Annotated in this window: 11 protein-coding genes; 7 read left to right on the forward strand and 4 right to left on the reverse strand. The window is 75.4% G+C overall.

Annotated elements, in window-relative coordinates; all coding sequences use genetic code 11:
* Positions 1-76: 76 nt before the first annotated feature.
* Entirely contained in the window at positions 77-1,291 is a 1,215-nt protein-coding gene (locus OO47_RS16045; protein ID WP_030210584.1) for an ROK family transcriptional regulator, read from the reverse strand.
* A gap of 200 nt (positions 1,292-1,491) precedes the next feature.
* On the reverse strand, positions 1,492-2,568 hold the full coding sequence (locus OO47_RS16050) for a mechanosensitive ion channel family protein (protein WP_030210591.1): 1,077 nt from the start codon (positions 2,566-2,568) through the stop codon (positions 1,492-1,494).
* 266 nt (positions 2,569-2,834) lie between these two features.
* On the opposite strand from OO47_RS16050, the gene OO47_RS16055 reads away from it, so the two are divergent.
* On the forward strand, positions 2,835-3,398 hold the full coding sequence (locus tag OO47_RS16055; RefSeq protein WP_030210594.1) for an HNH endonuclease: 564 nt from the start codon (positions 2,835-2,837) through the stop codon (positions 3,396-3,398).
* A 90-nt stretch (positions 3,399-3,488) separates the two neighbouring features.
* On the opposite strand, the gene OO47_RS16060 is transcribed toward OO47_RS16055, so the two are convergent.
* Positions 3,489-6,629: a beta-N-acetylglucosaminidase domain-containing protein gene (locus tag OO47_RS16060; protein WP_030210597.1), complete on the reverse strand. Its 3,141-nt coding sequence runs from the start codon at positions 6,627-6,629 to the stop codon at positions 3,489-3,491.
* Positions 6,630-6,863: 234 nt separating this feature from the next.
* Here OO47_RS16060 and OO47_RS16065 point away from each other — a divergent pair, with 234 nt between their 5' ends.
* Genes OO47_RS16065 through OO47_RS16075 form a run of 3 tightly spaced genes read left to right on the forward strand, consistent with a single transcriptional unit; the run spans position 6,864 to position 9,623 of the window.
* The gene (locus tag OO47_RS16065; RefSeq protein WP_030210600.1) at positions 6,864-7,076 is read left to right on the forward strand and encodes a hypothetical protein; all 213 of its coding nucleotides are present in this window, start codon (positions 6,864-6,866) and stop codon (positions 7,074-7,076) included.
* A 1-nt stretch (position 7,077) separates the two neighbouring features.
* Entirely contained in the window at positions 7,078-9,375 is a 2,298-nt protein-coding gene (malQ, locus tag OO47_RS16070) for a 4-alpha-glucanotransferase (protein WP_030210603.1), read from the forward strand.
* A gap of 20 nt (positions 9,376-9,395) precedes the next feature.
* A complete protein-coding gene (locus OO47_RS16075) occupies positions 9,396-9,623 on the forward strand; it encodes a hypothetical protein (protein ID WP_030210606.1) in 228 nt (75 codons plus the stop codon).
* A gap of 112 nt (positions 9,624-9,735) precedes the next feature.
* On the opposite strand, the gene OO47_RS16080 is transcribed toward OO47_RS16075, so the two are convergent.
* Positions 9,736-10,254 carry a MarR family winged helix-turn-helix transcriptional regulator gene (locus OO47_RS16080; RefSeq protein ID WP_030210608.1) on the reverse strand — a complete coding sequence of 173 codons (519 nt, stop codon included), beginning with the start codon at positions 10,252-10,254 and terminating at the stop codon, positions 9,736-9,738.
* 147 nt (positions 10,255-10,401) lie between these two features.
* On the opposite strand from OO47_RS16080, the gene OO47_RS16085 reads away from it, so the two are divergent.
* Genes OO47_RS16085 through alc form a run of 3 tightly spaced genes read left to right on the forward strand, consistent with a single transcriptional unit; the run spans position 10,402 to position 13,589 of the window.
* Entirely contained in the window at positions 10,402-11,469 is a 1,068-nt protein-coding gene (locus OO47_RS16085; protein WP_234323196.1) for an EamA family transporter, read from the forward strand.
* Between the two features lie 9 nt (positions 11,470-11,478).
* On the forward strand, positions 11,479-12,405 hold the full coding sequence (locus OO47_RS16090; protein ID WP_030210612.1) for a LysR family transcriptional regulator: 927 nt from the start codon (positions 11,479-11,481) through the stop codon (positions 12,403-12,405).
* Positions 12,406-12,464: 59 nt separating this feature from the next.
* The gene (gene alc, locus OO47_RS16095; RefSeq protein ID WP_030210615.1) at positions 12,465-13,589 is read left to right on the forward strand and encodes an allantoicase; all 1,125 of its coding nucleotides are present in this window, start codon (positions 12,465-12,467) and stop codon (positions 13,587-13,589) included.
* Positions 13,590-13,607 lie beyond the last annotated feature (18 nt).

Genomic DNA, 13,607 nt, shown 5'->3' on the forward strand with positions numbered 1-13,607 from the left:
CGGGGTCAGCGGGCGGAGGGGGAGCGGGGTCACGGGCGGAGGGGAAGCGGGGTCAGCGGGCGGAGGGGGAGCGGGGTCAGCGGGACGTGTCGAAGACCTCGTCGCGCGTGGCGGCGAGGGCGCTTTCGAGGGCCCCGCGCAGGACGGGGCGCCGGGGCACGGCGGCGAGGACGAGGCGCGGCCGGGAGGCGGCGAGATCGGCGAGCGCGGACTGCGTACGGGCGCGCAGGGGTTCGCCGCCGGCGAGGAGGACCTCGCCGGAGAGCACGATCAGCTCGGGGTCGAGGACGGCGACGACGGAGGAGAGGCCGATGGCGACCCGCTCGGCGTACTGGTCGAGGAGGGCCGTGTACCGGGGGTCCCCGGCCCCGTCCCCGGCGGCGTGCGCGAGCAGTCCGGACGCCACCGGCACGTACGGCTGCTCGGGGGTGTCGATGCCGAGGGCGCGGGCGATCCGGGGCACGGACTGGACTCCGGCGAGCTCCTGGTAGCCGCCGGAGTTGGCCTGGGCGACCCGGCGCACGAGCGGGGTGCCGGGCACGGGCATGAAGCCGACCTCGCCGGCGCCGCCGGTGAAGCCCCGGTGCAGCCGCCCGCCGAGGACGAGGGCGGCGCCGATGCCCTCCTCGTTCCAGAGCAGGGCGAAGTCGGAGTGGCCCCGGGCGGCGCCCAGGCGCTGCTCGGCCAGGGCGACGAGGTTGACGTCGTTCTCGTACTCGAACGGCATCGGCAGGGCGGCGGCCAGCTCCTCCAGGAGGGTGGGGGAGTGCCAGCCGGGCAGGTGGGAGGCGTACCGCAGGCGCCCGGTGGCCGGGTCGAAGGCGCCGGGGGTGCCGATGACCAGGCGCCGCACGTCCGCGCGGGCGATCCCGGCCGCCTTCACGGCCCCGTCCAGGACCTCGGTGACCTGGTCGGCGACCCCGGTGGCGGAACGGCCGGGGGTGGGCAGCTCGGACTCGCCGACGATCGCGCCGGTGACGTCGGCGACGGCGGCGCGGATGCGGCGGGTGGTGACGTCGAGCCCGGCGGCGTACGCGGCGCGCGCGTTCACCGCGTAGAGCTGGGCGTTCGGCCCGGGGCGGCCCTCGGTGGTGCCGGTGGCGACGACGAGGCCGGCCGCTTCGAGGCGGGCGAGCAGCTGGGAGGCGGTCGGCTTGGAGAGCCCGGTGAGCTTGCCGATGCGGGTCCGGGAGAGCGGCCCGTGCTCCAGGAGCAGGTCCAGGGCAGCCCGGTCGTTCATGGCCCGCAGCACGCGCGGCGTGCCGGGGGTTCCCGGGGTCGTACCGGCCATGGGGTGCGCACCTGCCCTTGCACTGTCGGGATGCACTGCCGGGAACGTGCTGCCGGGAATGCACTGTTAGGAAAGTTTCCTATTGAGTGGAAGGAAAATAAGTCGCCCGTCACCGGCCCGTCAAGACCCGTGAACGCACGAAGCCCCCGAAGGCGACGAAAGCGTCACCCGCGGGGGCTTCGGACGGACAGGGGCGGAATCTACTTGGAGAGGTCCTTCGGCAGCGGGGTCGCCGCCGCCGACTGCGGCGAGGTCGTGCTGGCGAAGACCGAGGGGGCCGCCATGCCCGCCGTCGGATCGGCCGCCGCCTCCTCGGCCGGGGCCGGGAGCCCGCCCACGATCCGGATGCCGGCCTCGTCCAGACCCCGCTTGATCCGCCAGCGCAGCTCGCGCTCCACGCCGAGCGCCTTGCCCGGCATCGTCTTCGCCGCGACCCGGACCGTCATCGAGTCGAGCAGCACCTCGTTCAGACCGAGGATCTCCACCGGGCCCCACAGGCGCTCGTTCCACGGCTCCTCCTTGGCCATGGCCTCCGCCGCCTCGGTGATCACCGACCGCACCCGGTCCAGGTCCTCCGTCGGCCGGACCGTCACGTCCACGGCCGCCGTCGCCCAGCCCTGGCTGAGGTTCCCTATCCGCTTGATCTCGCCGTTGCGCACGTACCAGATCTCGCCGTCCACGCCGCGCAGCTTGGTCACCCGCAGACCCACCTCGACGACCTCGCCGGAGGCCACGCCCGCGTCGATCGAGTCGCCGACGCCGTACTGGTCCTCCAGGATCATGAAGACGCCGGACAGGAAGTCGGTCACCAGGTTCCGCGCGCCGAAGCCGATCGCGACACCTGCCACACCGGCCGACGCCAGCAGCGGTGCCAGGTCGATCTTGAAGGCGCCCAGGATCATCAGGCCCGCCGTGCCCAGGATCAGGAAGGACGCCACCGAGCGCAGCACCGAACCGATCGCCTCCGAGCGCTGCCGCCGCCGCTCGGTGTTGACGAGGAGACCGCCCAGGGCCGTCCCCTCCACCGCCTGCGCCGAGCGGTTCATCCGCTCGATCAGCTTCGTCAGGGCCCGGCGGACGGCCATCCGCAGGAGCAGCGCGACGATCAGGATCAGCAGGATGCGCAGGCCGGTGTTCAGCCAGGTGGACCAGTTCTCCTCCACCCAGGTGGCGGCGTTCGTGGCCCGCTCCGCCGCCTCGTCCAGGGTCACCGGCATGGGTTCGGGTTCGGTGGCAGCCGCCAGGGCGGACCAGGACACGGGACAACCTCCAGGCATCGCGTACGCAGGCCATCCACAGTAACGGGGCGCCGGACGTGGTCCCGTGGTCCCGCCGGAGGGAGAGACGGACCTCACCGGGGGAATCACCAGGGGGAAGGGGCGGGGAGGAAGAGGGGGGACCGGTGCGGCCGGTGTGGTCGAGAACACTCCGGGCCCTCACCCCGATCTCGATACGTGGTGGCGCTCCGACCAGGCATGAGGAGAGACTGAGAGCAGTTCGTCCCGGCGCGAGCCACGCGCCGCCGGCGCCATAGGAGGCATCCGTGCCGCATGTCCTGGTCCTCAACGCGTCGTACGAGCCGCTCGGCGTCGTACCGCTCCGCCGCGCACTCGTCCTCGTCCTGGAGAACAAGGCTCTCTGCCTCGAGGAGTCCGGCGCCTTCCTGCACAGCGAGACCCAAGTCGTCCCCGCGCCCAGCGTGGTGCGACTGAAGCGCTTCGTGCGGGTCCCCTACCGGGGGCCCGTTCCCTTGACCCGCCGGGCCCTCTTCGCCCGCGATGGCGGGCGCTGCGCGTACTGCGGGGGCGTCGCCACCAGCGTCGACCACGTCGTCCCGCGCAGCCGCGGGGGCACGCACGCCTGGGACAACGTGGTGGCGGCCTGCCGCCGCTGCAACCACGTCAAGGCCGACCGGCACCTGCGCGAACTCGGCTGGCGGCTGCGCCACCAACCGGCCCCGCCGACCGGCCTGGCCTGGCGGATCATCGGGACCGGACACCGGGACCCCCGCTGGCTGCCGTACTTGCGGCCCTACGGCGCCGAGGACGTGATGGCCCGGATCGACTCCGTCGCGGAGACCCCTGTGGGGGCGCTCACGACGGGTTGAGCCGGGCCTTTCGCGTACGCGGTTCCGCATGCGCGGTTTCGCGTGCGCGGGAGCCTTCCGCACGGCCTGCGGCACGGAGCGGCGCGCACCTCAGGGGGCGGGCCGCTCCTCCGGCGCGCCCGGAGGAGCGGTCGCGAGGGCGTCCGGAGCCGTCACGGGCTTCTCCGGCGGCGCCTTCCCGGGCTCCTCGGACGTCTTCGGCTTCTCCGGCGGCGCCACCGCATACGTCTCCACCGACCAGAGCGAGTAGCCGAAGCGGGTCGCCCGCTTCTCGCCCTGGACGCGCAGGAAGCGCGTGTCCGCCGCGTCCATCCGGACCGACTCCCGGCCGCCCCTGCCCTCCGCGACCGTCGCCGCCGTGCGCCACACCCGGCCGTCCGCCGAGACCTGGACGCGGTAGCGGGAGGCGTACGCGTCCTGCCAGTGCAGCACCACCTGCCCTATCCGGGCCGGCGCGGGCAGCTCCAGCTGCCACCAGGCCCCGTCCTCCGCCGGTGAGGACCAGCGGGTGGCCGGATCGCCGTCCGCCGCCGAGGAGGCCGGGAAGTCGGGGGTCTCGTCGCCCGACGAGGAGGCCTTCGCCGTCCGCGCCAGATCGGGTCCCGCCGTACGGGGGAAGGCCCGGACCGTCAGGACCCGCTCCTCGCCCGCGAAGGACACCGGCACCCGGTACGCGCCGACCGGCACGTCCGGCGCCACCGACACCTCCAGGGGGACGCGGGTCCGGGCGCCGCGCTCCACCGCCGCCCGCTCCGGCAGCCGGACCGCGATCCCCTTCGGGGCCCTCGCCGCCAGCGGCCCGCGCACCCCGCCCGCGCGCCGGCCCGTCAGCTCCACGTCCACCCGCTGCGCCGGGCCGCCGATCACCACGTCCGCCTCCGTACGGGTCAGGGACACGTCGGCGCGCGGCCCGTCCGCGAACCACGGCACCAGGGAGCGCACCCCGGGCGCCGGTCCGTCCTCGCTCCACGCGACCCGCAGCGCCTCGGCCCGCAGCCCCTTCAGCTCCGTCTGCGTCCATCCCGACGACGCCAGCGGGCCGAGCGGCCGCCAGCCCTCGCCGGGGACGTACGCCTCCACGCGCGCGTCCGTGCCCGCGCGGCCGCCCTCGGGGCCCGGTGCGGCGAGGACCGTCAGGGCCTCCACGGGCCGTGCCCGGTCGAGCCGCACGGTGTACGAGCCGGCGGCCCGCTCGGCCCGCGCCGCCGGGGTCCGGTCGGCGCCGGTCCAGGCCGCCGCCTCCTTCAGCGCGCGCGTGAGGAAGGGGTCGAGGACCCCCGCGCCGACCGTCACCCGGCTCGCTTCCAGTTCCTTCCGCAGCCCTTCGAGCTCCAGCTGCGCCCGCCAGGCCGCAGCGCCGTCGCCGCGTCCCTGGGCGAGGAGCATGTCGACCGCCGTCCCGCCCGCCCGGCCGTACCGGGAGAGCTGTTCGAGCCACGGCCCCGTCTCGGCGCCGAGGGCGCCGCCCGCGGTGTCCGCCAGCCGCTCGGGGGCCTGCCGCATCACGGTGAACGCGTCCCGGAGGCCGCGCGCCGCCTCCTCACGCGCGCGCGTGTCCGTGCCGCCGCGCGCCTCCCAGAAGGCGGCCAGGAGCGGCTTCAGATAGGCCGATTCGCCCGCCGGGGCGAGGATCGAGGAGGCGTCGTTCCCGGCGAGCGCCCGCAGCGCCTCGCGGGCGGCCGGGTCCGGGCCCGCGAGGTCGTCGACGGCGGCCCGCCAGGACTCCTCGGGCCGGTAGCCCTTCGGGTTCCAGGCGTAGTCGGCGGTGGTGAACAGCGGGACGCGGGAGGCCGCCGCCTGCTCCATGGCGTGGGCGAGGAAGGCGGCGGACCCGGCGGCCACGGCCGGCTCCCGGCCCGTCGCGGGGCCGAGGAACAGCCGGTCCTGCGCGTAGTCGTTGACCGGGTAGTTGTCCATGGTGACCAGCGGGTGGCCCAGCGCCTTCCGGGCACCGGCCAGTTCGCCGCCGGTGATCGTGCGCGGCACGACGCCGACCCCGGTCCACGCCACCCGCACGTCCGCGTCGAGCGCCTCGGCGAGCCTCGCCCGGTACGCGGTCGAACCGTCCTGGTAGTACTCCGTCGGCATCACCGTCAGCGGCTCGCCGTCCGGGTGCCGTTCGGCCAGGTGCCGGGCGACCGTGTTCGCCACGCGCGCGTGGGCGGCGGCAGCGGCCTCGGGACCGCGCCCGAAGGCGTCGGCGTCCCGGGAGCAGTGCCACTCGTCGTAGGAGGCGTCCTGGAACTGGAGCTGGAAGGAGCGCACCCCGAGCGCCCACATGTCGTCGAGCTTCCGGGTCAGCGCGGCCACGTCGGCGGACGAGGCCAGGCACATGGACTGGGCGGGCGACACGGCCCAGCCGAGCGTCACGTGGTTGGCACGGGCCCGCTCCGCGAGCGCGCGGAACTCCGCCCGCTGCGCGGCCGGGTAGGGCTCCCGCCACTGGAGCTGCCGGTACGGGTCGTCCCCGGGCGCGTACAGATAGCGGTTCTGCTTGGTCCGGCCCAGGAAGTCGAGCTGCCCGAGCCGTTCGTCCAGGGTCCACGGGCGCCCGTAGAAGCCCTCGGTGACGCCGCGTTCGGCTGTGCCGGGCCAGTCCCGGACGACGACCCCGGGCACCTCCCGGCCGGAGCCGAGGAGCTGGCGCAGCGTCTGCACGGCGTGGAACAGGCCGTCCTCGCCGACCCCGTCCAGGACGACGGTCTCCCGCCCCTGGAACCGGCCCGTGGCGAGCCGGTAGCCGCCGCGCGGCAGGTCGAAGCGCTCGGGGACGCCCAGGGCGGTCAGCGCCTCCTCGGCGCCCTCCCCGGCGGGCCCGGCGGCCCGGACCACCGGACCCCGGCCCGGGAGCCCGGTGTGGACGGTCCGCACCCCGGCCGCCCGCAGCAGCCCGCGCAGCGCGTCGAGGGCGTACGGATCGGCGTCGGCGTCCGCGAGCAGCGTCACCTCGTCCCCGAGCCGTACGGAGGGCCCGGCGCCCTCCAGGGACTGCGGCCGGGGCCAGACGGCGGGCACGCGCGCGAGGGTCTGCCGGACGGGGGTCCGGACGGCGTCCGCCGGGGCCGTCGGCGTCGCGGGGGTCCGCGAAGGCACGGGGGTCGTCGGCGGCGCGGGGGCCGCCGGCACCCTCGGGAGCGCCTGCGCCGCGCCCGGGACCGTGCCGCCGAGGAAACCGCCGATGACCGCGGCGGCGACGGCCGTCGCGGTGCGCTTCCTGCGCCCGAGGTGCACGGGGGTCTCCCTTCGGCGGGGCCGGCCGCTCCGCCGGTTGGTCACGAGTCGGTCACGAGCCCACCACCCGTCGCACGCGAGTGTCAATGCACATGGCCGATGTGTCGGCTTTGCCCGGCAGGGCGTCGGCGGGGTGACGTCACTTCGTCACTTTCCGCCGGTAAAACGAGGTGCGGTGGGTATGGCTCAGTCGTTGTCCAGGTCCCACCTGTCGAGACGAACCGGGAGACCCCCGTGACCACGACCGCCCGCCACGAACGGATACGCGTTCCGCAGCAGTCGGCACCCGCCGGCGCGCCGCTGACCAGTGAGCCGCTGACCAGCGAGCCGCCCCTGCCCGAAGCGTCCCCCCTCACCAGCGAGCCCCCGCTGACCGCGGAGGCCCATCTGACCAGCGAACCCACCGCCCCCGTCCACGCGGGCGGCCCGGAGTCCCCCGGAGTGTGAAGTGACCCTGGCCCGTCTCGCCGCCCGTCACGGCGTCGCCACCGTCCACAGCCCCGCCGACGGCGGCGACGTGCCCGTGCCGGAGGCCACGGTGGTGGCCGTCCTCGCCGCCCTGGGCGTGGACGCGTCCACGCCGGAGGCGGTCACGGCCGCCCTCGAAGCGGCGGAACGCGCCGACCGGGAGCGCCTGCTGCCCCCGACCCTGGTCCACTGGCGGACCGGGGACGGGGGTGACGGGCCCGGCGCGAGCCCCCGCGAGGACGCGGCCCCGTACAGGGGTACGAACCCGTACGGAGACGCAAACCCGTACGGAGACGCAAACCCGTACGGAGACGCGGTCCCGCACGGAGACGCGGTCCCGCACGGAGACGCGGCCCCATACGCAGACTCTGCCCCGTACGCAGACTCTGCCCCGTACGGGGAACCCCCCGCGCACCCCCGGGACGCCCCCCTCCGCCCCCCGTCCCACCTCCCGCCCGGCACCCGGCTCCAGGTCACCACCGAGGACGGTGCCGTCGTCCTCGGTGACGACTGGTCGGGGCTGCCCCTCGGCGTCCACACCGTCGAGGCCGAGGCCCCCGACGGGCGCACGGCCACCGCCACCCTGATCGTGAGCCCCGCGCGCGTCCCCGGGCCCGCCCGGCGCACGTACGGCCTCCTCGTCCAGCTCTACTCGCTGCTCTCCCAGCGCTCCTGGGGCATGGGCGACCTCGGTGACCTGCGCGAGCTCGCCACCTGGGCCGGACGGCGGCACGGTGCCGGGTTCGTCCAGGTCAACCCGCTCCACGCGGGCGTGCCCGGCGCCCCCGCCGACCCCTCCCCGTACCGCCCCTCCTCGCGCCGCTTCCCGGACCCCGTCCACCTGCGGATCGAGGAGATCCCCGAGTACGCCCTGATCGGCCCCGAGCGCCGCGAGGAGCTGGACCGAATCCTCGCCGACGCGGCCGAGCTGCGCGAACGGGTCCTCGGCAAGGGCGCCCTGATCGACCGGGACGCGGTCTGGGAGGTCAAGCGGCGGGCCCTGGAACTGCTCCTCACGACCGTGGAGCTCGGCCCCGGCAGGCGCGCCGACTTCCACGACTTCCTGGCCGGGCGGGGCCGCGCCCTGGAGGACCACGCCACCTACCAGGCCCTCGCCGAACGGCACGGCCCCCACTGGCGCTCCTGGCCCGAGGCGCTGCGCACCCCGCGCGCGGCGGAGGCGGCCGTGCGCGCCGATCCCGCCCTGGCCGCCCGGGTCGACTTCCACTGCCGGCTCGCCTGGCTGACGGACCGGCAGCTCGCGGCCGCCGCCGGGGCCGCCCGCGAGGCCGGGATGGAGGTCGGGATCGTCCACGACCTGGCGGTCGGGGTCCACCCGGAGGGGTCGGACGCCTGGGCCGGCCAGGAGGCCTTCGCCGCCGGCATGTCGGTCGGCGCCCCGCCCGACGCCTTCAACGCCCGGGGCCAGGACTGGGGTCTGCCGCCCTGGCGGCCCGACGCCCTCGCCGCCGCGGGCTACGCCCCGTACCGGGGGCTCCTGCGCGAACTCCTGCGCCACGCGGGCGCGCTGCGCATCGACCACGTGATGGGCCTCTTCCGGCTCTGGTGGGTGCCGGAGGGCCGCGAGCCCACCGAGGGCACGTACGTCCGGTACGACGCCGACGCGATGCTCGCCGTCCTCGTCCTGGAGGCGCACCGCGCCGGGGCCCTGGTCATCGGCGAGGACCTGGGCACGGTCGAGCCGGGGGTGCGGGAGGAGCTGGCCCGGCGCGGGGTGTTCGGGACCTCCGTGCTCTGGTTCGAGCGGGACTGGGCGGGCACCGGGCGCCCGCTGCCCCCGGAGGAGTGGCGCGCGGAGTGCGTGGCCACCGCCACCACCCACGACCTGCCGTCCACCGCCGCCCGGCTCTCCGGCGACCACGTCGTGCTGCGGCACCGGCTCGGGCTGCTCCCCGGCGACCTGGAGCGCGAGCGGTCGGCGGACCGGGCCGAGACCGCCGAGTGGCGGGGTCTGTTCGAGCGCCTCGGGCTGCTCCCGGAGGGGCCGGGGGAGGAGGCCGAGATCCGGGCCGTCCACCGGTACCTGCTCGCCACCCCGGCCCGGATGGTCGGGGTCTGGCTCCCGGACGCCGTGGGCGACCGCAGACCGCAGAACCTGCCGGGCACCTGGGACGAGTACCCCAACTGGCGGCTGCCGGTCGCGGGCCCCGACGGGCAGCCGCTCACCCTGGAGCAACTGGCCGCCTCGCCCCGGGCGCACGCCCTCCTGAGCGAGCTGCACGCCCGTACGGCACCCCCGGGCGCGCGGCGGGTTTAGGCGTTCGCTACGTTTGCACCGTGGACAAGAAGAACGCCCTGCGCGCCGGCGCCGTCGCGGCCGGTACGACGCTGATGATGCTGCTCATGTCGTCCCCCGCGCTCGCGCTCACCCGCGACGACGGTGACGACCCGGCCCCCAAGCTGGAGGTCGTCGAGACCCTCGGCCTGTTCGTGGCCGCCCCGCTGGTGCTGTTCCTGGTCATCACCGGCCTGGTGATGGTGCTCGACAAGTCCAAGAAGGCGTAACTCCTTCCCCCGGGCTCCTTCCTTCGGGCTTCTTCCTCCGGCTCCGTCGAAGGCGCCGCACGGCACCGACGTGCCGTGCGGCGCCTTCGCGCGCCCGCGTGCCCGCGCCCCGTCAGGCCGTGGTCGCGAGCAGTCTGCGCAGCAGCCCGGCCAGCTGCTCCGCCTCCTCCGCGTCGAGCGCGGCCTCCAGGGCCGCCCGCTGCTCCGCGAGGCCGTCCGCGACGGCCAGGTCCACCAGCTCCCGGCCGCGCTCGCTGAGGGTGACCCGCAGCCCGCGCCGGTCGTTCGGGTCGGGGCTGCGGCTGAGCAGCCCGGCCTTCTCCAGGCGGTCGAGGCGGCCCGTCATGCCCCCCGTGGTGATCATCAGCGTGGCGGACAGCTCGCGCGGCGAGAGCGTGTACGGCTCCCCGGACCTGCGCAGGGTCGCGAGCACGTCGAACTCCCCGCGCGCCACGCCGTGCGGCAGGTACGCCCTGGCCATCCTGTCGCCCATGGCGTCGGCCAGCCGGTAGATCCGGCCGAAGACGGCCATCGGCACCGTGTCCAGGTCGGGCCGGACGACCGCCCACTGGTCGGTGATGGCGTCGACGGCGTCGCGGGTGGGCCCCGGGCCTGGGGTTTTCGTGTCCATGTTCCCAGTCTCCCCTTCTGTGCGACTCGACGGCAAGAAAGACACTTGCGCGAAAGTAGCTTAGTGTTAAGTTAATTAGTAACAAGTTTAACCGGTCGGTCCGGGACCCCGCCCCGGCACACCGGCACCCGCCACCAGGGGGAGCCCATGTCCCACACGGCCCACACGCCCCACAAGGCCGCCTTCGTCGCGTTGACCGCCCTCGCCCCGATCTCATGGGGCTCCACCTACTACGTCACCACCGAGTTCCTACCGCCCGACCGGCCCCTCTTCACCGGTCTGATGCGCGCCCTGCCCGCCGGACTCCTGCTCCTGGCGCTCACCCGCAAGCTCCCGACGGGCGCCTGGTGGGGGAAGGCCGCCGTCCTCGGCGCCCTCAACATCGGCGCCTTCTTCCCGCTGCTCTTCCTCGCCGCCTACCGGCTCCCCGGCGGCGTCGCCGCCGTCGTCGGCTCCGTCGGCCCGCTCTTCGTCGTCGGCCTCGCCGCCCTCCTCCTGGGCGACCGGCCCACCGTCCGGGCCCTGGTCACCGCCGTCGCCGCCGCCTTCGGCGTCAGCCTCGTCGTCCTCAAGGCCGGGGCCGCGCTCGACCTCGTCGGCGTGGTCGCCGGACTGCTCTCCGCCCTCTCCATGTCGGCGGGCGTCGTCCTCACCAAGCGCTGGGGCCGCCCCGAGGGCGTCGGCGCCCTCGCCGCCACCGGCTGGCAGCTCACCGCGGGCGGCCTCGTCATCCTGCCGATCGCCTTCCTCGTCGAGGGCGCCCCGCCGGCCCTGAACGGCACGAACCTGGCCGGTTACGCGTACCTCGCCTTCGGCAACACCGCGATCTCGTACGTCCTCTGGTTCCGCGGCATCGAGCGGCTGAGCGCCTCCTCGGTCACCATCCTCGGCCCCCTCTCGCCGGTCACCGCCGCGATCATCGGCTGGGCGGCCCTCGGCCAGGCGCTCGGCCCGGTCCAGCTCCTCGGCATGGTGATCGCCCTCGGCGCCACCGTGGCGGGCCAGCTGAACCCGCGCAGGCCCAAGACCCCGGCGGAGGAGGAGACCGGGGCGGAAGCGGTCCAGGCCCAGGGGGGAGCGGTCCGGGCCGAAGCGGAAGCGCCCCGGGCCCAAACGGAAGCGCTCCGGGCCCAAGCGGAAGGGCCCCGGCTCCGGGAGGAAGCGCCCCGAGCGGAAGCCCCCGTCGAGAAGGAGGCCTCGGAGGCGCCCCGATAGGTTGCGCCCATGACCGAGTGGGACATCAAGAAGCTCCGGATCCTCCGCACCCTCCGCGACCGCGGCACCGTCACCGCGACCGCGGAGGCCCTGCTCATGACCCCCTCGGCCGTCTCGCAGCAGCTCACCAACCTCGCCAAGCAGCTCGGGGTCACGCTCCTGGAGGCCCAGGGCCGCCGGGTCCGGCTCACCGACGCCGCCCACCTGGTGCTGCGGCACGCGGAGGCGGTCTTCGCCCAGCTGGAGCGCGCCGACGCCGAACTCGACGGCTATCTGCGCGGCGAGGCCGGGCGGGTGCGGATCGCGGCCTTCCCCACCTCCGTGCCCGCGCTCGTCGTCCCCGCCGTGCGGCACCTGCGGACCGCCCACCCCCGGCTCGACGTCCGGGTCCGGGAGGCCGAGGCGGCGGAGGCGTACGAACTGCTCACGGCCGGCGAGGTCGACCTCGCCCTCTCGCTGGCCGCCCACGCGCCCACCGCCCGCGACCCCAAGTTCAGCCGGATGCCGCTGCTCGCCGACCCGCTCGACGTCGCCCTGTCCGCCGGGCACCCGCTCGCCGGCGCCCCCGGCCTGCGGCTCGCCGACCTCGCCGCCGAGCCCTGGATCTACGGCGGCTCCGGACCCTGGTCCGAGATCACCACCGCCGCCTGCGAGGCCGCCGGCTTCGTGCCCGAGCAGGCCCACAGCGCCTCGGGGTGGACCGCGATCCTCGCCATGGTCGAGGCCGGGATGGGTGTCGCGCTCGTGCCCCGCATGGCCTCCGCCGAACGCCGGGGCGGCACCGGGGTCGTCATGCGCGTCCTCTCCGCCGACCAGCCGCGCCGCCACGTCGTCGCGGCGGTGCGCGGCGGGGCGGAGGAGGGGCCGGCGGTGGCCCGGGTCCTGGCCGCGCTGCGCCGGGCGGCGACGGAACGCGAAACCGTTCAGCGGAACTGAACGACACCGTCGAAAACATTCGATGGACCTGGAAGGCCGTGGTGCGTGACAGTCGGTCCATGAGCGAACTCGACACCCACCAGGACCCGCACGCCAACGACGCCGCCCCCTACTCCGGCGGGGACCCCTACGCCGACTACCGCGCCGGGGACTTCCCCTTCACCGAGCTGGTCGACCTCGCCGACCGCCGCCTCGGCGCCGGGGTCGTCGCCGCCAACGACGAGTTCTTCGCCGAGCGGGAGAACCTCCTGGTCCGCGAGCGCGCCGTCTTCGACCCCGAGCGCTTCGGCCACAAGGGCAAGATCATGGACGGCTGGGAGACCCGCCGCCGCCGGGGCGCCGACGCCGACCACGTCTTCCCCGCCCCCGAGGACCACGACTGGGCGGTCGTCCGCCTCGGCGCCCCCGGCGTCGTCCGGGGGATCGTCGTCGACACCGCCCACTTCCGGGGCAACTACCCGCAGAAGGTGTCGGTCCAGGCCGCCGCCGTCGAGGGCACCCCGAGCCCGGCCGAACTCCTCGACGCGAAGTGGGAGGAGCTGGTCCCGCCCACCCCCGTCCGCGGCCACGCCGCCAACGGCTTCGCGATCGACGTGGAGCGCCGCTTCACCCACGTCCGCCTCTGCCAGCACCCCGACGGCGGCGTCGCCCGCCTCCGCGTCCACGGCGAGGTCGTGCCCGACCCCGAGTGGCTGGAACTCCTCGGCACCCTCGACCTGGTCTCCGTACTGAACGGCGGCACGTACGAGGACGCCTCGGACCGGTTCTACTCCTCGCCCACCCAGATCATCCTGCCCGGCACCTCCCGCAAGATGGACGACGGCTGGGAGAACCGCCGCCGCCGGGTCCGCGGCACCAACGACTGGGTGCGCTTCCGGCTCGCCGCCCAGGGCGCCGTCCGCGCCGTCGAGATCGACACCGCCTACCTCAAGGGCAACTCGGCGGGCTGGATCGCCCTCCAGGGCCGCAACGGCGAGAGCGGCGAGTGGTTCGAGGTCATCCCCAGGACCCGGCTCCAGCCCGACACCCCGCACCGCTTCAAGCTGCCCGCCCAGGCCGTCGTCACCCATGTGCGCCTGGACGCCTTCCCGGACGGCGGCGTCGCCCGGATGCGCCTCCACGGCACGCTCACGGAGCAGGGCGCGGCCGACCTGCGCGCCCGGTACGCGGCCCTCGGCGGCTGACCGCCAGGACACGGAGAA

Origin of the sequence: Streptomyces bikiniensis (genome assembly GCF_000716625.1) — a bacterium.
Taxonomy (GTDB): domain Bacteria; phylum Actinomycetota; class Actinomycetes; order Streptomycetales; family Streptomycetaceae; genus Streptomyces; species Streptomyces bikiniensis.

Bases quoted from the DNA above. Each gene is read 5' to 3' on its own strand.
- alc (WP_030210615.1), top strand. From the start codon at position 12,465: ATGAGCGAACTCGACACCCACCAGGACCCGCACGCCAACGACGCCGCC.
- OO47_RS16090 (WP_030210612.1), top strand. From the start codon at position 11,479: ATGACCGAGTGGGACATCAAGAAGCTCCGGATCCTCCGCACCCTCCGC.
- OO47_RS16045 (WP_030210584.1), bottom strand. From the start codon at position 1,291: ATGGCCGGTACGACCCCGGGAACCCCCGGCACGCCGCGCGTGCTGCGG.
- OO47_RS16085 (WP_234323196.1), top strand. From the start codon at position 10,402: ATGTCCCACACGGCCCACACGCCCCACAAGGCCGCCTTCGTCGCGTTG.
- OO47_RS16080 (WP_030210608.1), bottom strand. From the start codon at position 10,254: ATGGACACGAAAACCCCAGGCCCGGGGCCCACCCGCGACGCCGTCGAC.
- OO47_RS16050 (WP_030210591.1), bottom strand. From the start codon at position 2,568: ATGCCTGGAGGTTGTCCCGTGTCCTGGTCCGCCCTGGCGGCTGCCACC.